18 protein-coding genes are annotated in these 19625 nt (G+C 39.6%); 8 read left to right on the forward strand and 10 right to left on the reverse strand.

Annotation, left to right across the window (positions count from 1 at the left end; genetic code table 11):
- Window positions 1–48 precede the first annotated feature (48 nt).
- The 3 genes from P20495_RS01555 to aspS all read right to left on the reverse strand — a co-directional run bounded on the left by P20495_RS01555 (window position 49) and on the right by aspS (window position 2788).
- Window positions 49–645: a pentapeptide repeat-containing protein gene (locus tag P20495_RS01555; RefSeq protein WP_008139091.1), complete on the reverse strand. Its 597-nt coding sequence runs from the start codon at window positions 643–645 to the stop codon at window positions 49–51.
- Window positions 646–659: 14 nt separating this feature from the next.
- Window positions 660–890 (reverse strand): hypothetical protein, encoded by a 231-nt coding sequence (locus tag P20495_RS01550; protein ID WP_008139093.1) that lies wholly within the window; start codon window positions 888–890, stop codon window positions 660–662.
- A 119-nt stretch (window positions 891–1009) separates the two neighbouring features.
- Window positions 1010–2788: an aspartate--tRNA ligase gene (gene aspS, locus P20495_RS01545; RefSeq protein ID WP_008139096.1), complete on the reverse strand. Its 1779-nt coding sequence runs from the start codon at window positions 2786–2788 to the stop codon at window positions 1010–1012.
- A gap of 249 nt (window positions 2789–3037) precedes the next feature.
- On the opposite strand from aspS, the gene P20495_RS01540 reads away from it, so the two are divergent.
- A complete protein-coding gene (locus P20495_RS01540) occupies window positions 3038–3886 on the forward strand; it encodes a DUF72 domain-containing protein (protein ID WP_033016416.1) in 849 nt (282 codons plus the stop codon).
- A gap of 24 nt (window positions 3887–3910) precedes the next feature.
- Window positions 3911–4405: a M48 family metallopeptidase gene (locus tag P20495_RS01535; RefSeq protein WP_008139101.1), complete on the forward strand. Its 495-nt coding sequence runs from the start codon at window positions 3911–3913 to the stop codon at window positions 4403–4405.
- Between the two features lie 149 nt (window positions 4406–4554).
- Here the strand turns inward: P20495_RS01535 and P20495_RS01530 are convergent, their stop codons facing one another.
- Window positions 4555–4917: a hypothetical protein gene (locus P20495_RS01530; RefSeq protein ID WP_008139102.1), complete on the reverse strand. Its 363-nt coding sequence runs from the start codon at window positions 4915–4917 to the stop codon at window positions 4555–4557.
- Between the two features lie 235 nt (window positions 4918–5152).
- On the reverse strand, window positions 5153–5839 hold the full coding sequence (locus P20495_RS01525) for a DUF3334 family protein (protein ID WP_008139103.1): 687 nt from the start codon (window positions 5837–5839) through the stop codon (window positions 5153–5155).
- A gap of 117 nt (window positions 5840–5956) precedes the next feature.
- On the opposite strand from P20495_RS01525, the gene cmoA reads away from it, so the two are divergent.
- The 5 genes from cmoA (at window position 5957) to P20495_RS01500 (ending at window position 10302) form a co-directional block, all read left to right on the forward strand.
- On the forward strand, window positions 5957–6682 hold the full coding sequence (gene cmoA / locus P20495_RS01520; RefSeq protein ID WP_007378000.1) for a carboxy-S-adenosyl-L-methionine synthase CmoA: 726 nt from the start codon (window positions 5957–5959) through the stop codon (window positions 6680–6682).
- Between the two features lie 12 nt (window positions 6683–6694).
- Complete coding sequence (cmoB, locus tag P20495_RS01515; RefSeq protein WP_008139104.1) at window positions 6695–7663, forward strand: tRNA 5-methoxyuridine(34)/uridine 5-oxyacetic acid(34) synthase CmoB; 969 nt, start codon at window positions 6695–6697, stop codon at window positions 7661–7663.
- 189 nt (window positions 7664–7852) lie between these two features.
- Window positions 7853–8905, forward strand: a complete 1053-nt coding sequence (purM, locus tag P20495_RS01510) for a phosphoribosylformylglycinamidine cyclo-ligase (protein WP_008139105.1) — start codon at window positions 7853–7855, stop codon at window positions 8903–8905.
- Complete coding sequence (purN, locus tag P20495_RS01505; RefSeq protein WP_008139106.1) at window positions 8905–9552, forward strand: phosphoribosylglycinamide formyltransferase; 648 nt, start codon at window positions 8905–8907, stop codon at window positions 9550–9552. The genes purM and purN overlap by 1 nt, the downstream gene beginning before the upstream one ends.
- Window positions 9553–9567: 15 nt before the next feature.
- Complete coding sequence (locus P20495_RS01500; RefSeq protein WP_002959996.1) at window positions 9568–10302, forward strand: DUF3108 domain-containing protein; 735 nt, start codon at window positions 9568–9570, stop codon at window positions 10300–10302.
- Between the two features lie 43 nt (window positions 10303–10345).
- On the opposite strand, the gene P20495_RS01495 is transcribed toward P20495_RS01500, so the two are convergent.
- The gene (locus P20495_RS01495) at window positions 10346–11110 is read right to left on the reverse strand and encodes a class II glutamine amidotransferase (RefSeq protein WP_008139108.1); all 765 of its coding nucleotides are present in this window, start codon (window positions 11108–11110) and stop codon (window positions 10346–10348) included.
- Window positions 11111–11434: 324 nt separating this feature from the next.
- Between P20495_RS01495 and fadE the strand changes: the two genes are divergently transcribed.
- A complete protein-coding gene (gene fadE / locus P20495_RS01490; protein ID WP_008139109.1) occupies window positions 11435–13891 on the forward strand; it encodes an acyl-CoA dehydrogenase FadE in 2457 nt (818 codons plus the stop codon).
- A gap of 121 nt (window positions 13892–14012) precedes the next feature.
- Here the strand turns inward: fadE and P20495_RS01485 are convergent, their stop codons facing one another.
- From P20495_RS01485 to P20495_RS01470, 4 genes are all read right to left on the reverse strand, one after another.
- Complete coding sequence (locus P20495_RS01485; protein WP_008139112.1) at window positions 14013–15134, reverse strand: PepSY domain-containing protein; 1122 nt, start codon at window positions 15132–15134, stop codon at window positions 14013–14015.
- Between the two features lie 18 nt (window positions 15135–15152).
- Window positions 15153–17189: a TonB-dependent receptor domain-containing protein gene (locus P20495_RS01480; RefSeq protein WP_008139114.1), complete on the reverse strand. Its 2037-nt coding sequence runs from the start codon at window positions 17187–17189 to the stop codon at window positions 15153–15155.
- Between the two features lie 192 nt (window positions 17190–17381).
- Window positions 17382–18740 carry a histidine kinase sensor domain-containing protein gene (locus P20495_RS01475; RefSeq protein WP_008139121.1) on the reverse strand — a complete coding sequence of 453 codons (1359 nt, stop codon included), beginning with the start codon at window positions 18738–18740 and terminating at the stop codon, window positions 17382–17384.
- On the reverse strand, window positions 18737–19450 hold the full coding sequence (locus P20495_RS01470) for a response regulator transcription factor (protein ID WP_008139122.1): 714 nt from the start codon (window positions 19448–19450) through the stop codon (window positions 18737–18739). Before P20495_RS01470 ends, P20495_RS01475 begins: the two co-directional genes overlap by 4 nt.
- Window positions 19451–19625: the final 175 nt, after the last annotated feature.

The raw sequence follows: 19625 nt of genomic DNA on the forward strand, positions 1-19625 counted from the left end.
AGCCCAGCTAAGCTGTTGCTTCTAGATATGTAATCATATTAAACTAAATTAATCACATAGTTCTATATTAAGGCTGGTAAGCAAGTTTAGTGCTTCGAAGCGATCAAACTTAGCATTCACTAAAATATTATTATTCAAATCTATATTAAATGCTGTAGCACCTACAAAATCACATTTTGTTAAGTTAGTTTGAAAAAACTCACTATCGCGAAAATCTGTTCCTGTAAATTCACTACCGCTTAAATCTGCATGTCTAAAATCAACATTTTTGGCAAAGCAGTGTGTTAATTTGAGGGCTTTGAGGGTTAATTCAAAAAAAGAACTATTACTAAGCTCGCAATAATTAAAACTCACCGGTGCGTTAATACTAAGCGCTGGCCAATCCACGTCAGTCCATTGCAGACTATTTAATTTACAGTGGCTAAAAGCTACATCTTCAAGCGAGCTGTAGTTCCATTTAAGTGACGATAAATTACAGTTTTTAAAGTTGCACTGTATAAATCGGCAATTTTTAAACTGCCCGCCTGAAAAATCGCAATCGGTAAATGTGCACTCTTCAAACTCAGAATTTTCAGTTAGTTGCTCTTCGTGCTGCAAAGCATTAAATTGCTCGTCGAAGTAGTGATTATTATTTGAAATTGACACTATTAACCTAGTTTTTAATGGGCGTAGACGTTATTTTTAGGTAAATCTTTTTTAAGCGCAAGCACTGCAATAAAAATCAAAGCAAATAGTGGAAATAACGCTAAACAGCCACCCACAAAAGCTAAAACGCCCGGCATAGTACTTTTACGCTTACCTATTTTGTAACTAATTACAGCAAAAATAGGAATACTCAGTACAATAAAAAAAACTAAGAACTCACCAAATAAGGTTGCATTGATCGACATAATAATTCCTTTTTCGTCTGTTCGGTTAAAATACACTCTGCTGCAAATTTAACCACAAAAAAACCCTTAAGCATATAACTTAAGGGTTTTTAAATTTAGCTCAATAAGCTAAACAAAAATTACTCTTCGCTAGGTATCGCTTTTTCAACAACACTAATTGCAAGCTCAGCTAACGAATCAAGGTTAGGTTTGCTTGGCGCGTTGGTTAATAAACACGACGCTTGTGTTGTTTTAGGGAAAGCAATAACGTCACGAATGTTATCGGTACCACATAAAAGCATTGCTAAACGGTCAAGACCAAATGCTAAACCTGCATGTGGTGGTGTACCGTATTTAAGTGCATCAAGTAAAAAACCAAACTTGTCTTGTTGCTCTTGCTCGTTAATACCTAAAATTCTAAATGCAGTTTCTTGCATATCTGCATTATGAATACGTACCGAACCGCCACCCACTTCGTAGCCGTTTAATACCATATCGTAGGCATCTGAAATAGCAGCTGCTGGATTTGCTTCAAGCTCACTTGCAGTAATATCTTTTGGTGCAGTGAATGGATGATGCACAGCATGTAATGTGCCCTCGTCATCTTCTTCAAACATTGGGAAGTCTACAACCCAAAGTGGTGCCCAGCTATTAAGGTTAGTGATTTCTAAATCAACACCAATCTTAACGCGCAGTGCGCCCATTGCTTCATTTACTGTGTTGCGCTTATCGGCACCAAATAAAATGATATCGCCAGACTGTGCATTAGTACGCGCAAGTAATTTAGTAATTACGTCTTCGCTTAAAAACTTAGCCACTGGTGACTGAACACCTTCAGCGCCTGCAGTGTGGTCATTTACTTTCATCCACGCCATGCCTTTAGCGCCGTAAATACCAATAAACTTAGTGTAATCGTCAAGTTGTTTACGAGAAAGCTTAGCGCCACCCGGTACAGTTAATACAGCAACACGACCTTTTTCGTCATTAGCCGGACCTGAGAAAACATTAAACTCTACGTCTTTAACTAAATCTGCAACATCAACTAATTTCATTGGGTTACGTAAATCTGGCTTATCAGAACCGTAAAGGCTCATTGCCTCGCTGTAAGGCATGATTGGAAAATCGCCTAAATCAACGTTTAGTAATGTTTGCCACATTTCACGGATCATTTTTTCAGTCATACCACGGACTTGATCAGAGCTCATGAACGAGGTCTCTATATCTATTTGGGTAAATTCTGGTTGGCGATCGGCACGTAAATCTTCATCACGGAAACATTTAACAATTTGGTAGTAACGGTCAAAACCCGACATCATCAACAATTGCTTAAATAACTGTGGCGACTGCGGTAATGCGTAAAAACTACCTTTATGAACGCGGCTTGGCACTAAGTAATCGCGTGCGCCTTCTGGCGTTGCTTTAGTAAGTACAGGTGTTTCGATGTCTAAAAAGCCGTTTTCATCTAAAAAGCGACGAACAAAGCTGCTTGCTTTAGCACGTAATTTAATACGGTCACTCATTTCTAGACGACGTAGGTCTAGGTAGCGGTATTTTAAACGACGCTCTTCTGAGTTTACTTGGTTAAAATCAAGCGGTAATGGCTCAGAGCGGTTAATAATTGTAAGCTCAGTACCTAAAACTTCAATTTCACCTGTTGCCATGTCTTTATTTACTTGGCTATCAGGGCGTGCACGTACAGTACCTTTTAGCTGAACACAAAATTCTTGGCGAAGTGTGTTAGCTGAACTCATTAACTCTTCAATGTCAGAGTCGAATACAACTTGTACTAAACCTTCTCTATCGCGTAAATCGACAAAGATAAGTCCACCAAGGTCACGTCGTTTGTTGATCCAGCCACATAGTTCCACTTCTTGATCTACGTGAGTTTTATTTAGCTGTCCGCAATATATAGAGCGCATAGTTTTCCTGTCAGATAAAAGGCTTAAACGGTTATATTTATTTGTTTTAAGGCGTGTGATTTAAAAAACAGGTCACCACAATACAAATAAAGCCGCTAGCAATCTAAAAATAATCAAATTAAGCCCTGCATTATACTCAACTAACATTAAGATGCTAGGGCGTGTGTTTAGCTTTGTAATGTTAATTTGCAGCAACCACCGCATGTATTTGGTACACTTGCGCCACGAAGTAATTTATCAGTCATTTATATGTTATATATTGGATGCCCTCAGTGGTCGAGCAACGCATGGAAAGGCAATTTATTTTCAAGCCAATGTAAAAACGCCGATATGCTTAGCCAATACGCCCAACATTTTAACTCAGTTGAAGGCAATACCAGCTTTTACGCTGACCCATCGCCAAGTACCGTATTGCGCTGGGCAAACAGCGTACCCGATGATTTTAAATTTACGTTTAAGTTTAATCGTCGCTTTAGCCACGAGCTGCACCTAACTAATGTTCAAACCGAGCTTGCTGATTGGCTAAACTTGTTTACCCCTATTTTAGAAAAAACAGGGCAAATCATGCTGCAATTACCTAAAGCATTTGGCCCTGGTGACTTACCCAAACTAGCTCAATTTATTAGCCTGTTACCAAAAGAGGTTAATTACGGTGTAGAGGTACGTCATACTGCGTTTTTTCAAAAGGGTGAAGCCGAAATAGCGCTTAACCAATTATTAATGGCAAACAACATAAATCGTATATCGATGGATACTCGCGCCCTATTTGCGGTAAAACCAACAACCGAAGCGCTAATAGATGCACAGCAAAAAAAGCCCCACTTACCGGTACATGCAATAGCTACTGGCTCAGAGCCTATGGCGCGCTTCGTAATAGCCGATTTACAAAACGACTATAAACCCTTTTATAAACCGTGGCTAAGTAAAGTAAAACAATGGCTTGATGAAGGAAAAACGCCCTATGTGTTTTTTCATACGGCAGATAACCGAGAAGCGCCATTATTAGCAAGGCAGTTTTGCAAAGACCTTGGTTATGATCACAAAGCATTAAACCCATTTACTGGCGAAAAAGAAGCCCACCAGCAAGCACTTTTTTAAAAGTAAAACGACAGAGAAACAATAATGAGTGAATACGCACGTTACTTTACCGGCTACCCAGCTAACATTGTTGAGCAAGTATTAAGCCTTATAAATAACAAAAAGGTATGTGACTACTTACTTAAAAAGTATCCGCAAGCACACACTATTACCAGCGATAAACTACTTTATAGCTATGCAACCGAGCTTAAAAAACAGTATTTAAAAAATGCACCACCGTTTGGGCGCGCAGCATTTAAAAAGCAAGGCGATATGGTCACCAACGCACTGGGTACACATACGTATCGAATGCAAGGCAAAACCCGAAAGCACGATTTAGCCATAAATAGCGACTTGCTGCGCGCCCCCGAGCCATTATTAAAAGCGTTAGTGGTACATGAGCTCGCCCACTTTAAAGAAAAAGACCATAACAAAGGCTTTTACCAACTTTGCTGCCACATGGAGCCGAGTTACCACCAGCTAGAGTTAGATTTAAGAATTTTTTGTGTGATTGTAGCGATGGGAGAGAATCCTTATTAGGCGGTCAATTTAATGATGATCACAAAGCCATGTTTATCTTTCGAATTTCCAGATACTTGTTGAGCTTTTAATCAAGATAAAGCCTAGTTACTATTTATCCGGTAATGAATTGCCGCTAGAGTATTTTCCAATATAAAATCAGCATGCATCTAAATTTTATTGTGGTAATAATTGCCTACCTCATACGAATTTAGTAATAGCAGCTGCCCATGGGGCTGCTGACGTATAGCTAAAGTAGCTGATTCTTTCGAATCTGCTTTCGCTACTTTACCAATATCGCTAGAGTCTAACCCTAGCTCCTTAGCTAGTTGCTCCATCTCTTTTTGCATTTTTGGGAGTATTTCGGTTTTTAACTTCTCTGCAGCTTGCTCATAACGAAGTTTTTCCTCCTCAGTTGAAGCCGTTTTAGCTATTTGCTCAAATTCCTCAATGCCCTCTTGAGCGCCCTTCACATCACCAACTCTGCCGTTATAATTAAAGTATAGGTCCATTAAATTATGAGTAAGTTGCATCTATTTCCCCTTTTGATGAATTAATCTGTTCACAGTCATAACTACAAGCAAAATTCACACCAAGTAACTCATAAATAAACTGTTTGTTGCCTTATAATATTAATTATTATCTAAAACAAAAAACGACGATATCAAATACGCGTTTTTGGTTAATTAACTAAGCTTCGGTGGCAAAAATTGATAGAGCAGTAGTCGTTGGGTTTCGTTTCACTCAACCCAACCTACATAAATAAACTTAAAGCCCTAAGCCTGCCATGAAGTCGTCATCGTCGTCATCTTGTCCAGAAGACGCAGCTGCTTTAGATTTTTCAGCTTGTTGTTTGGCTTCATTTTCGATAATGTCATCAGGGTCTATAGCTTCTACAATGTCAAAATCATGCAGTTTAATAAACTCAGTTTTATCCATAGCAAGTTCTAGGTAAAAGATATTTTGCTTACTGGTAGTAAATGTTACGCGACGTGCTTGTGGGCGATCCATCGTGGTATCTACCGATATTTGCACTTGTTTGTTAATTGCCATCATTTTTGGCTGATTTTGCGTAATAGAAGTGTGTAATTGTTCGCGTACTTTAGATGTAAAGTCGCCAACAATTTGGTTCATTAACTCACCTAATACGTTAGACACATCGTCTGATAAATGGCTATGCGCTATTTCTTCTTCTGGCATCCCCATATTACGCATATAATCGCCATAAATTTCCATTGCTGCTTGCGAGGTGAAGTTAGTAATTACCAATCCGGTAAAGCCACCATCAAACAAAACAAAGCAACCAATATCTGGGCGCATACATGTTCGCGTTATTTTTTGTACCATTGCAGAATAGCTAATGCTGTTGCCGCTGGCTGAGGTAAGTACGCCTGTTACAGAATGACACAGGGTAGCTAAAATATCGTCGGTACTAATCACCTTACTTTTACTCATTTAATAATCTCTTTTTGTGCTTATTATTCATAATTCTAGTCAAGCTACTGAATTTATCACTGACTATCCAGTATAAAATGTTAAAATAGCACTATTATTTTAAAAGAGACTGCTTTCGTGACCATAAAAGACAGTATTTATGCCTCTGAGCAACAAGTAAAAGATTTTAGCTTTGACCAAAATGTAGTCGAAGTATTTCCCGATATGATTCAACGCTCAGTACCGGGCTACGCAACTATTGTCAGTACAATGGGTAAACTCGCCGGTGAATACGCGCAAAGTAACTCAAATCTTTATGATTTAGGCTGCTCACTGGGCGCCGTAACACTTAGTATGCGCCGTAATATTCGTACCGATAACTGCCATATAATAGCGGTAGATAACTCTCAAGCAATGGTTGAACGTTGTAAGGTACATTTACAAGGTTTTAAATCAGATGTGCCTGTTACTGTTACTTTAGGCGATATTAACGAGCTTGAAATTCAAAACGCCTCGGTAGTAGCAATGAATTTTACGTTGCAGTTTATTCCACACGCGCAGCGCCAAGCTGTGCTTGAAAAAATATATGCTAATTTAAAACCTGGTGGTGTATTGCTGCTAAGCGAAAAAATTAAAGCTGAAAATGAGCAATGCGACAATTTATTGATTGATTTACACCACGACTTTAAACGTCACAATGGCTACTCTGAGCTTGAAATAAGCCAAAAGCGTACCGCCATCGAAAACGTTATGCGCCCAGATACACTAAGCGCTCACTTTACTCGCTTACAAGATATTGGTTTTAGCCAAACTCAAGTGTGGTATCAATGTTTTAATTTTTGCTCAATGGTAGCAATTAAATAAAGAGAGTCATCCATGTCTCAATGGTTTAACCAATTTTACGCATCTATTGCACAAAGCCCACTTAGTCACTGGCTAGAAACACTGCCTGCACAATTAAAACATTGGCAAAACGAGGCTAGCCACGGTGATTTACCTAAATGGCAAAAAGTACTTAAAAACTTGCCTGAGGTTTCAACAAGTCATGTTGATATTTCTACTAAGGTAGAAATTGGCGCACCAGGGGAGATGAGTGATGGCGAGCAAAAGCAAGCCATGCATTTATTAAAACGCATGATGCCATGGCGCAAAGGCCCGTTTAATGTGCACGGTATTGAAATAGATACAGAGTGGCGCAGTGATTGGAAGTGGGACAGACTCCTGCCTCATATTGAGCCATTAAAAGGCCGCACTGTTTTAGATATTGGTTGTGGCTCAGGTTATCATTTATGGCGTATGCGCGGTGAAGGCGCAGAGTTTGTCGTGGGTATTGATCCATCTGATTTATTTTTATGTCAGTTTCAGGCAATTAAACACTACAACCCAGATGAAAACGTACATTTACTGCCACTAGGTGTTGAAGCATTACCCGAGCTTAAAGCGTTTGATACGGTTTTTTCGATGGGCGTACTTTATCATCGTCGCTCACCTATCGACTTTTTAGCGCAATTAAAAGCGCAGCTACGCCCAGGCGGCGAACTTGTACTTGAAACCCTAGTAATTGAAGGTGACGAAAACACAGTATTAGTCCCAACTGATCGCTACGCTAAAATGCGCAACGTTTGGTTTATTCCAAGTACTGCAGCATTAAAACTGTGGATGGAACGCGTTGGCTTTAAAGATGTGCAAATAAAAGATTGCGCTATTACCACGCTTGAAGAACAACGCAAAACCAATTGGATGGAAAACGAATCGTTAATCGACTTTTTAGATCCAAACGACACAAGTAAAACAATTGAAGGCTACCCTGCTCCGCTTAGAGCAATATTAACTGCAAAAGCATAGCGGTTAATTTAACGCCTTAAATACTAAAAAACGCCTGGGGGCGTTTTTTTGTTTATTTAAACAACAAGCAGCGGACAAGTGTCCTTGTTTATTATTTCAAAATTACATTTGCGCTAGCCGCGACCTTGCAATTGTTGTAAAATACGCGCGTTTCTAAGCAACCCAAAACAACTATTTTGAGGAAAACCTGTGAGCGAACAAAAACAGTCTCTAAGCTATAAAGACGCGGGCGTAGATATCGACGCTGGTAATGCACTTGTTGAGCGTATTAAAGGCGTAGTTAAAAAAACTCGTCGTCCTGAAGTAATGGGCGGAATTGGTGGTTTTGGCGCACTTTGTGAAATTCCTGAAGGTTACAAGCAACCAGTATTAGTTGCAGGCACAGATGGCGTTGGTACTAAACTACGTTTAGCAATCGACTTAAAAAAACACGATACGGTTGGTATTGATTTAGTTGCAATGTGTGTAAACGACTTAATTGTTCAAGGTGCTGAACCCCTGTTTTTTCTAGATTACTATGCAACGGGTAAACTAGATGTAGACACAGCAGCTGACGTAGTGACAGGCATTGGCAAAGGTTGTGAAATTTCAGGTTGTGCCCTAATTGGTGGCGAAACAGCTGAAATGCCAGGTATGTATGATGGTGAAGACTACGACATGGCAGGCTTTTGTACAGGCGTTGTAGAAAAATCAAAAATTATTGATGGCACAAAAGTAGCAGCAGGCGATCAGCTTATTGCACTTGCTTCAAGCGGTCCTCATTCAAACGGCTTCTCTTTAATTCGTAAAGTACTTGAAGTGTCAAAAGCTGATACCAGCGCTGACTTTGAAGGTAAAACATTAGGCGAAACTCTACTTGAGCCTACGCGTATTTACGTAAAACCTTTACTTGAGTTATTCAAAAACGTTGACGTACATGCGCTTTCGCATATTACTGGCGGCGGTTTTTGGGAAAACATTCCACGCGTATTACCCACTTCAGCAAAAGCTGTAGTTAAAGGTGATAGCTGGCAGTGGCCACCAATTTTTAATTGGTTACAAGAAAACGGCAACATTACTACACACGAAATGTACCGTACATTTAACTGTGGTGTAGGCATGGTTTTAGTAGTCCCTGCAGACAAACTTGAGCAAAGCTTAACAATGCTAAAAGACTTGGGCGAAAATGCATGGCACCTTGGTGAAATTCAAGATGCAGCAGCTGGCGAAGAGCAAGTTGAAATTGTAGGTGGTGCTAAGTAATGGCACCGACTCGTCTGGTAGTTTTAATCTCAGGTAGTGGCTCTAATTTACAAGCCATCATAGATGCCTGCGAACGTGGCGAGATAAACGGGCATATAGCGGCTGTTATTAGTAATAAAGCAGACGCTTATGGCCTAGAGCGTGCAAAACAAGCAGGTATTGCTACAAAAGTGCTCAGTCATAAAGATTTTGACTCGCGCGAAGCGTACGATGCGCAATTAATGAACGTTATCGACTCTTTGATGCCAAATCTAGTTGTATTAGCTGGATTTATGCGTATTCTTACTCCTAGCTTAGTGCAAAAATATGTTGGAAAAATGTTGAACATTCATCCATCTTTGTTGCCTAAGTATCAGGGGCTGAATACCCACCAAAGAGCAATTGATGCAAAAGATAATGTTCATGGCGTAAGTGTTCACTTTGTTACTGAAGAGTTAGACGGCGGTCCCGTTATTCTTCAGGCGCAAATACCTGTACTCAAGGATGATACAGCAGAAACATTAGCAAAACGCGTGCATGAGCAAGAGCATGTAATTTATCCTTTGGTGGTCAAGTGGTTCAGTGAACACAGACTTACTATGGAAGCAGATTATGCAGTTCTTGACAAAAAACAACTTCCTGCACACGGCGCGCACTACCCACAATAAAAAATAAGTGCCCTGTTGTTATGTGCGGGCGCTTTACTTCCAACTAGCCTAATTGCAGGCGAATTGACCCAGTATCAAGCTAATTACGATATTTTACGCAAAGGTAAAAATCATGGTGAGGCTGTTCGTGAGCTCAAAAAAACGGGCGACGATACTTATGAACTTACATACCACAGCAATATTGAGTGGATGATTTTCTCTGACTCTCGTGAAGAAACATCAAAGTTTACCTTTAAAGATGGCAAGGTTACCCCGCATCATTACAACATGATTCGTACAGGGACAGGCCCAGATAAAGATTATAAAATTGATTTTGATACAACAAACAAAGTAGTGACTAGCAGCGCTAGCGAATACCCACTTAAGTGCGAATGGACTGATGAATTTCAGGATGCTATTTCATACCAAGTGCAAGTGCGCGAAGGGTTGAAAAAAGGCGAAACGAGCTTTTCATTCCCGCTTATAGACAAAAAAGGTAACCGCCGCGACTACAACTTTGAAGTTGTTGAAAAAGAGATGATCTCACTACCTATCGGTAATGTAGAAGCCATTAAAGTTAAACGTTTATACGATAACGATAAACGCCAAGCAATTGCATGGTTTGCGCCAGAAATGGATTACATGCTGGTACGTATGTGGAAAGGCGAAAAAGGTATGGAGCAGTTTGAAGTTCAAATGAATTCATTTACTGTTACTGCGCCTACAGCTGTTGCGCCTGCAACAGCACAACAACCTCAAGAAGCTAACTAAATTTAATTAAACCAAAGTTAAGCTAATATTTAAAATAGGTGGGCTAAATTAGCTCACCCATTTTAAATAATGCAAATTCCCCCGGCTCCATTTTTTGCCAGCGCTCATCATTCGTCAAAGGCCTTGTAGCTATAACTGTTACTACATCGTTTGGTGTGGTCTCTTGTTGAAAATCAACCACCATGTCGGCATCAATCAATGTTGCTTTACCAAATGGCGCACGGCGCGTTATGTAATGTAAGTTATTAGTGCAATACGCTAAAACAAACACCCCGTCGGTCAATAACATATTAAACACCCCTTTTTCACGCAGAGTTTGCGAAAGCTTAGCCGCGTATCTAAAAACCGACGCCATATTACTTGGACGCTTCGGGTATTTTTCGCGAATTTTATCAAGCAACCAACAAAAAGCGAGTTCGCTATCGGTGTTACCCACTGGGCGATAGTACTGCGGTTTTAAATCATGATAATTAGATAGCTGCCCGTTATGAGCGTAAGTAATTTCACGCCCCCATAACTCTCGCGTAAAAGGATGAGTATTTTCAAGGCACACTCTCCCGCGGTTACCTTGGCGTATATGGCTAATAACCGAGACACTTTTAATGGGGTATGCTTTAACGAGCTTTGCAATTTCAGATTGATAACTCGGCTGCGGATCTTTAAAGGTTCTGCAGCCTTTACCTTCGTAAAACGTAATACCCCAACCATCTTTATGTGGTCCCGTGTTTCCGCCACGTTCTAAAAGACCTGAAAAACTAAAACAGATATCAGTAGGCACATTGGCTGACATGCCAAGTAATTCACACATTAATAAAATAACCCTTAAAAACCATACATTAAAATAAATAGCGTTATATTTGTGTATTAAGCGTACACTAATTTGCAGCCCGCTATAACGGCTATACTTACTTAAAAAGTGTCATTTTGCTATTAGATTTATTTATTTTTACGTTAACACTACTTACGGCTAATGCTTTGACTATACGATAGTTATTGAGTGTTCCTCTGTCGGGTAATTAAATATCGTATTTAAGTTACTTTCTACTACAATTTAACATCGTTATGTACTTGAAAATTACTGTGACTAGCGCTACTCTAAGTGAGGTGGTCTGACCTCTATTAAGGAATAAAAATGACACTCATATTTACACTCGGTTTAATCGTGCTGCTTTGCACAGCGATTTACCACAGAGCGAGTTGGAACACAGCACTTGGTGTTTCTGCCGCAACCCTACTTATAGGTACCTTCGCCGGTGCTTTTGGTTTAATTAGCTGGTTGATCTTTTTGATCATCGCGGTTCCTCTTTCTGTTACTGGCCTTCGTCAGCAATATATCATCAAGCCTATTTTTGCTGTGTTCAAAAAAGTAACGCCAAGCATGTCTGATACTGAAAAATCAGCTATTGATGCCGGTACAACTTGGTGGGAAGCTGACTTATTTTGCGGTAACCCAGATTGGAAAAAACTTCACCAATACCCAGTTCCTAAACTTACTATTGAAGAGCAAGCCTTTGTTGATGGCCCTGTTGAAGTAGTATGTGGCATGTTGGACGATTGGGAAGCAACGCACGAACTAACCGACCTTCCTCAAGATGTATGGCAATATCTAAAAGATAATAAATTCTTTGCCATGATCATCAAAAAAGAATACGGCGGTTTAGAGTTTTCTGCATTTGCACAGTCTTGTGTACTTCAAAAACTAACAAGTAAATCAACATTACTTTCGTCAATTGTGGGTGTACCGAATTCTTTAGGCCCTGGTGAATTATTACAACACTATGGTACAAAAGAGCAAAAAGATCATTACTTACCGCGCTTAGCGAGCGGTCAAGAAATTCCATGTTTTGCGTTAACTTCGCCAGAAGCGGGCTCTGATGCAAGCTCAATTCCAGACTACGGTGTGGTATGTAAAGGGCTATGGAATGGTGAAGAGGTTGTGGGTGTTAGTTTAACGTGGAATAAGCGTTACATTACACTTGCCCCAGTTGCTACCGTACTTGGTCTTGCGTTTAAGTTACAAGATCCAGATGGGCTAATTGGTGACAATAAAGAGCCAGGCATCACCTGTGCACTTATTCCAACGGACACTCCTGGAGTTGAAATTGGTCGTCGACATTTCCCGCTAAACGTACCATTTCAAAATGGTCCTACTCGCGGTAAAGACATTTTCGTACCACTTGATTATATTATTGGTGGTCCAGATATGGCTGGTCAAGGCTGGCGCATGCTGGTTGAGTGTTTATCGGTTGGTCGTGCAATTACATTGCCGTCAAATTCTGCTGGCGGCATTAAAATGATTGCCGTTGCAACGGGTGCGTATAGCCGCATTCGTCGCCAGTTCCGCTTACCTATTGGTAAAATGGAAGGTGTTGAAGAGTCACTAGCAAAACTTGCTGGTTACGCTTACAGCTCTGATGCTGCGGTTAGTATGTCTACAGGTGCGGTTGATTTGGGCGAAAAGCCATCAGTTGTTTCTGCCATTATTAAATACCACCTGACAGAGCAAATGCGTGATGCAACTATTCATGCAATGGATGTACTTGGCGGTAAGGGCATCATGCTTGGGCCAAATAACTATTTAGGTCGTGGCTATCAAGGTGCACCTATTGCCATTACCGTTGAAGGTGCAAATATCTTGACCCGTAATATGATTATTTACGGTCAAGGTGCAATTCGCTGTCATCCATTTGTACTTACCGAACTAGGTGCGTGCGAAATTGAAGACCGCGAAGAAGCGCTTAACGTATTTGATAAAGCGCTAATGGGTCACATTGGTTTTACTATGTCGAACCTCGTACGTACTAAATGGCTTGCACTTACCGGCGCTCGTTTTACAAGTGTGCCGTACAACGACGAAACAGCTGAATTTTACCGTATAGCGTCGCGCTTTAGTGCATCACTTGCACTTATGTCTGACATTAGCATGGCAGTATTTGGTGGCTCACTTAAACGTAAAGAACGTATTTCAGCTCGTTTAGGTGATTTACTTAGTTACCTATACTTAGTATCTGCAACGCTTAAGCGTTACAACGACGAAGGCCGTAAAAAAGAAGATTTTGCTCTAGTAAAATGGAGTTGCCAAGATCATCTTTACCATTGCCAACGTGCACTTGCTGATTTAATTAATAACATGCCTTCGGCTCCACTGCGTGGTGTTTTAAAAGTATTGTTATTCCCGTTTGGTCGCCCGGTTCGTAAACCAACTGACCAACTTGAGCATAAACTTGCGCAACTACTACAAGTACCTAGTGAAACGCGTAACCGTTTAGCAAGCTACGTATACTTAAAAAATGAGCCGCTAAACCTTGTGGGTCGTCAAGAGCAAACGCTTAAAGACATCCTAGACGTTGAGCCATTATTTGAAAGAGTATGTAAAGAGAAAGGCCTTAAACTGCCATTCTTCCAGCTTGATAAGGTAGCGCAAATGGGGCTTGAAGCAGGCATATTAAGCCAAGCAGAGGCTGATAAACTAGCTGCTGTTGAGCAATCTCGTTTAGATGTTATTAACGTTGATGACTTTGATCCTGCTGATTTGCTTGCAGGCAAAGCAGCACGAAATAGCGTTAAAAAAGAAGCTGATGCGGCTTAACTAAGTAAGCATTTGAATACTAAAAGCCAGCGCCTAATGCGCTGGCTTTTTTGTGTAAAATAAATTCTTATATATCAAATCGCACATCTCAAGCAATCAAATACTCGACGAGAAGTGTAAATTAGCGCTTAGTTATCAATCGCTTCCATGCTAAAACTATACCTGTATACACTAAAAAACATGCGAGCAATGATGCCAAACCAGCTAATGTTTGCCCTAAAAAACCAAAGTATTCACCGGTATGTAAAAATCGAGATGTTCCCCATGCTTGATCACCTCGCGTCCAATCCGATTTTTTTAGCGTTTTAGTTACATCCCCCGTGCGAGTATCTAAAAATAATGAATACGCATATTCTTGACGATTCCCTATACTGGTATCAATATAAAAACGTGCTTCGTGTTTTTTGTCACCTAATTCTAACCACATTGAATACCAATCAGCGGCACCATTGTTAATTGCATGTACTTTAGCTTGTTGAAATAAAGTATCGTACAGTACTTCATCTGCCGATAAATCGAATACTGGTAGATGCTTTTCTCGCTCGGGTACGTTTTGCCCAAACGCGCCATATAACGCTTTATTCGCCCAGTCAAAATGAAACAAAGTAGCCGTTAATGACAAAACGAGTAAAACCGGTAAACACCAAATCCCAAAAACTAAATGCCACTGCCTATTTCGATGATGTGATGATTTGTAACTCTTTGCTAGTAATAAGTATCCTTTTAACGCAGAGCGGTTAAATCGCTTTGGGAACCACAGGTAAGCACCCGATAGTAATAAAAAGATAAAAAATAGATTAGCGTAGCCATTTATATTTTTACCAATCACCTGCGAAGCGCCATGCAGTAACAAATAACGATGTATATCAGTTACAACGTGAAAAAAGTCAGCCGCCAACCCCTCTCCTTCACGAAGCACGTCTCCTGTATAAGGGTGTAATAAGTAGCTATGCTTTCCAGCCCAGGCAGGAATGGCAGCCCCTTCTCGATTAACCCAACGAATATAAATATGTGATTGACTCGGATGCGATTTTCGCAAAATATCCACAACATCATCAGCCGATAGTCGCTGTTGAACATAGGTGTTATTTACAGTAAATCGCATTTCATCTAGCTCAACAATCTGTCGTTCATAGGTTAATAGAAAACCCGTGAACGACATGCTAAAAATAAATAAACCGGCGATTAGACCTATAATTAAGTGGGCCCAAAAGACCCACTTTTTAAATAGTTTTAAGAACATAAAATAAGTTACTTATTCTTAAAACTGGTAGGAAATCGATAAGCGAATATCGCGCCCAGATTCGTATGGACCAACAACAGTACCAAATACTTCACTGTAATCACCCACACTTGAATGATCGATATATAACTCATTAAATAAATTAGTAACAGCAACATTCAATAATAATGAATTCGTCACATTCCACTGTCCATATAGATCAAAAGTGGTATAGCTTGGTTTATTTAGGGTATATAAAGAATCGGTCCAACCAAGATCAACGGCTTGATGAAGAGTATCAATATCAAGCGAATCGACTTTAGTTACACTAAAACCAACCTTTGCATCGGTGTTAACATCGTAATCAACGCCGGCAACCCATGTATTACCTCTGCTATTACCTAAACCGACAAACTCATAACCATTAATATCAATTGCATCATAGCTTACAGTATATAGACCATTACGAGGGTCAAGCTCTGTATCAGTAGCTGAAAATCCAATGAAGAAATCAAATGAATTTAAGCGATATGCTAGGTCAAACTCAAACCCTTTAGTATCTAACGTGCCTATATTGTTATAAACCGAGTCTCCTTCATATCCTTCAAATATCACATCATCTAAAGAAGAATTGTAAATACTGGCCTTAGCGGATAAATTTTCACTTGTGTACGTTATGGATGCCTCAATATTGGCGACCGTCTCAGGTACTAAACTTTCATCCGCCACGGGAATATCTGAGCCATCATATAAATATCCATCGATGGTAAAGCCATCGCCTATTTGTTTTCCACGCGCAGCTTCAGCATACCCAAGCCCTACTGTCCAAGCATCATTTATGTCGTATGCTAAACCTATATTAAAACTTACTTCACTATCGTCTAAACTCGATGCACTTTCTGTAATTGCAGTGCCATAATATTCATCTAATAAGATGTCTTGTTTAAACTTATAACTATCAAAACGCACCCCATAGCTCAGTAAAAGTTGTGGGGTAATATCACTATAACCTTGCGCATAAATCCCAAGTACACTGCCTTGTTCTGCATTTTCTTTTGTACCTGCTGCAGATCCGCTCGACACCTCATCGTTTCTATAATCAACACCATAAATAAATTTATGTTCATCAATAATACTTGTATTACGAATATCTAAGCCATATGTATCAATGTCAGCAAGCCAAGCAAAACGACCACCATTAAAAGATGATTCGGTTTTGTATGCTGTCGCCTCTAAATACAATAAGTTATTGTGAGAAAATATATAATTAGCAACGTAAGTATCTCGTTTTGCTTCGCTTGGGTACAAAGCATCACCTTCTTGCACCGCCCAGTTAGGACGTGCCGAAAAATCCCCTTCTTCGTCGCGTTTTTCAATACTTAACGATAAATGATGATTATCTGCTAACTCACCACTGACTTTAATAAACATCATATCTTGATCAGCAGCTGTACCATAAATAGTATCGCCATCACCATCTTCCATGTTATCGCGATCCACAGTACTGAAATATCCTAATAACCCCCATGTATCACTTAATTTACCGTATACACTGGTACTGAAACGCGTGCCGTCATTTGAAAAATAACTTGCTTTAACACGCCCACCAAATTGTTCACCTTGGTTAAGTAGGTCTTGTGCGTCTTTAGTTTTAAAGCGTATAGAGCCACCAATCGCACCAGGACCACTTGTTGCTTCACCGGCCCCCGCTTGTACATCTATTTGTTGCAGTAGGTCTGGATCTATTGTTACACGGCCAATATGATGAAATAACGTTGATGTTTGTTGTGCACCATCAACCGTTATATTTAATAAAGAATCTTCAACACCACGAATATAGATCTTTTGCGCAACGCCTACCGAGCCACCCACGCTAACAGAAGGTGAATGTCGAAAAATATCAGCCAGATCACTTGCTTGATATTGTTCTATTTCTTCAGCTGTAATACTCAAATTAGTTGCAGAGCCAACTACAGATATTTTTTCAACAGATGCTTTACTTTTAGCAAGTTCTTGCGCGGATATAGGTGAACTGAATGATGTACAAATGGCACTCACTAAGGCTAACTTTTTCAAGGGGAACGTTCCTTCTCAATGGTAAATAAGAAGGATTATCATTTTCTTTTAAGTAAAAGCATAGCAACTTTACATTTGTTACATTTAGCGTGAATAAAACACAGAAATGAAACCTACTTAAGCTATAGGATTAATTAAGATGCTGATTTAATTATTCATTAATTGGATGTATTAACAATAATAAATATAATTTTATACACCTTTAGGTACTGTTACCGTCATGATTAAGCCACCGGCAATGCTATTTGTAGCAAATACTGTTGCTGCGATCGCGTTTAATTGTCGCTGTGCTAAAGCAAGCCCTAAACCAAAACTATCACTGTTGCACGAACGGGCTGAATCAATCCGAAAGAAAGGCCTAAAAATAGTATTTAAATGCTCTTTAGGCACTCCAGGGCCTTGATCTGAAATAATAATTTGATATTCATATTCATGATCAATGAGACTAACGCGCACTTGTTTATTAATGGGTGTGTAACGTAGTGCATTTCTAAGTATATTCTCAAGTGCTTGACCTAATGCCCTATGATTACTGTTTTCAATATGAGCTTGATTAGGTAAGTCAGCAGAAATCAGTTTATCTGGGTACTCAAAACGTCCATCTTCAATGAGGATTTCGAGTAAATCGACTAAGTCCAAAGGTTCAATACGTAACTGAGGTGATTCATTATCTAACCAAGACAAAGTTAGCGTGTCATCCACTAACTTACGAATGTGCTGTGACTCTTTATGAATACGTTCTAATTTAATTTGTGTGTCCTCTACGCCCTCCTCCCTGTGAGAGAGTAAGTTATCCGTTGCGATATCTAAGCGTGTTAAAGGTGTTCTCAACTCGTGGGAGAGATCCGTTAATAATACACGTTGGTGCATAATTTGCTCACTGATCCGCTCAGCCATTAAATCAAATGTTTCAGCTAATTGAGACAGTTCGTCGTTACGTGAGCCCAACTGCTCCCGAACCCTGACGCTAAAGTCTCCTTTACTAAATGCCCTACTTGCTAAGTCGAGTTCTTTAATTGGATGCATGATATGACGATATAACACAATAGATAAACATACCAATATAGACATTGGTAATAAAACTTGTAACGACAAGCGTGTTAAATTCCAAAGCGACCCCGGACGCATTCTTTGCGGCAACTGCACAACAAGGCTAGTTGTACCATCTTTAAAAGGTAACTGCATAGCCGGTGCACGGTCGAAGTACAGATGGATTTTCCAATTAATGCTACGCCCTAAATTATACCCGGTATACTCATAACGATGAGAGCGATTACCAGCTAACTCAACCACATTCGCTTTGGCAATTACAGCCCAAATATTTTCTTGTTGCTGCAAGTTATCGACCCAACGCTCAAGCTCGCTCATATCGCCTTGATCAAATATAATCTCAGCCTTTGTTTGCCAATCAGTTAATTCTGTTCGGCTTGAATCACTTAACATACTCATATCATTTTCAAAGTGATTAACCGCGACATTAATTAAATAGAACATCGCAACAACACCGGTACCAATAATTAAGCACAGCTTCCAAAATAGACGTCGTGTCATTTAATACAGTATCCTTGGCCATGCACTGTGTGTAAACGACTGCCATCCCAGCCAGCATTATTTAACTTTTTTCGAATACGACTCATATGCATATCTAAACTACGATCGTACTGGCTAAAACGTTTGTTTAGCACCACTTGATATAAGAAAGGTTTTAACAGTATTTGTGCTTGGTTTTTCATTAAAATTTGCAGTAAGCCAAACTCAATAGGCGTAAAAGTTAATAGCTCACAATGTAGAAAAACCTGTTGATGTAAGCTATCTATCTCAAGTCCATCGATATTAGCAATATAAGGAGTATTAGTGTCTTGTTTAAAAACACGTCTTAGTACTGAATCTACGCGTAATAATAATTCTTGGCTATTAAAGGGTTTCGCTAAATAATCATCCGCACCGGCTGATAGACCTAGAATGCGCTCTTCTTCAGCATGTTTTGCCGATACAATTATAACAGGGGTGCTATTACAACTACGTAAAATATTGAGCACTGCCAAGCCGTCTTTTTCCGGCAACATAACATCTAATAAAATAAGGCTAAAGCGCTGAGCAACTGCTAAATCAAGTGCATGATTACCATCAAAACACTGTGTAACAGAGTACCCTTGGTTAGCTAGTAATTCAGTAATTTGATCATTAAGTAATGTATCGTCTTCAACAACTAAAATATCAAAATCAAATTTGTTGCGTTGATAGGCCTGTGGTGCAGACATAGAAAGCCATAATTTTTATAGTATTAAAACAAATTAAAGCAAATGGTAATACAAATCAATATCAAAAACGGTGCATAGGAAAAAAGTTAACTATTTGAGTGTTTTGAGTGTTTTGAGTGTTTTGAGTGTTTTGAGTGTTTTTCAAACATAAACTTGTTACTGAGGAAATAACAAG

This window comes from Pseudoalteromonas sp. BSi20495 (genome assembly GCF_000241185.1).
Lineage (GTDB): Bacteria > Pseudomonadota > Gammaproteobacteria > Enterobacterales > Alteromonadaceae > Pseudoalteromonas > Pseudoalteromonas fuliginea.

Excerpts from the sequence above, each read along its gene's own strand:
- P20495_RS01495 (WP_008139108.1), bottom strand. The coding sequence starts at position 11,110 with ATGTGTGAATTACTTGGCATGTCAGCCAATGTGCCTACTGATATCTGT.
- fadE (WP_008139109.1), top strand. The coding sequence starts at position 11,435 with ATGACACTCATATTTACACTCGGTTTAATCGTGCTGCTTTGCACAGCG.
- P20495_RS01485 (WP_008139112.1), bottom strand. The coding sequence starts at position 15,134 with ATGTTCTTAAAACTATTTAAAAAGTGGGTCTTTTGGGCCCACTTAATT.
- P20495_RS01535 (WP_008139101.1), top strand. The coding sequence starts at position 3,911 with ATGAGTGAATACGCACGTTACTTTACCGGCTACCCAGCTAACATTGTT.
- P20495_RS01550 (WP_008139093.1), bottom strand. The coding sequence starts at position 890 with ATGTCGATCAATGCAACCTTATTTGGTGAGTTCTTAGTTTTTTTTATT.
- purN (WP_008139106.1), top strand. The coding sequence starts at position 8,905 with ATGGCACCGACTCGTCTGGTAGTTTTAATCTCAGGTAGTGGCTCTAAT.
- P20495_RS01530 (WP_008139102.1), bottom strand. The coding sequence starts at position 4,917 with ATGCAACTTACTCATAATTTAATGGACCTATACTTTAATTATAACGGC.
- P20495_RS01540 (WP_033016416.1), top strand. The coding sequence starts at position 3,038 with ATGTTATATATTGGATGCCCTCAGTGGTCGAGCAACGCATGGAAAGGC.
- aspS (WP_008139096.1), bottom strand. The coding sequence starts at position 2,788 with ATGCGCTCTATATATTGCGGACAGCTAAATAAAACTCACGTAGATCAA.
- cmoB (WP_008139104.1), top strand. The coding sequence starts at position 6,695 with ATGTCTCAATGGTTTAACCAATTTTACGCATCTATTGCACAAAGCCCA.
- P20495_RS01475 (WP_008139121.1), bottom strand. The coding sequence starts at position 18,740 with ATGACACGACGTCTATTTTGGAAGCTGTGCTTAATTATTGGTACCGGT.
- P20495_RS01470 (WP_008139122.1), bottom strand. The coding sequence starts at position 19,450 with ATGTCTGCACCACAGGCCTATCAACGCAACAAATTTGATTTTGATATT.
- P20495_RS01525 (WP_008139103.1), bottom strand. The coding sequence starts at position 5,839 with ATGAGTAAAAGTAAGGTGATTAGTACCGACGATATTTTAGCTACCCTG.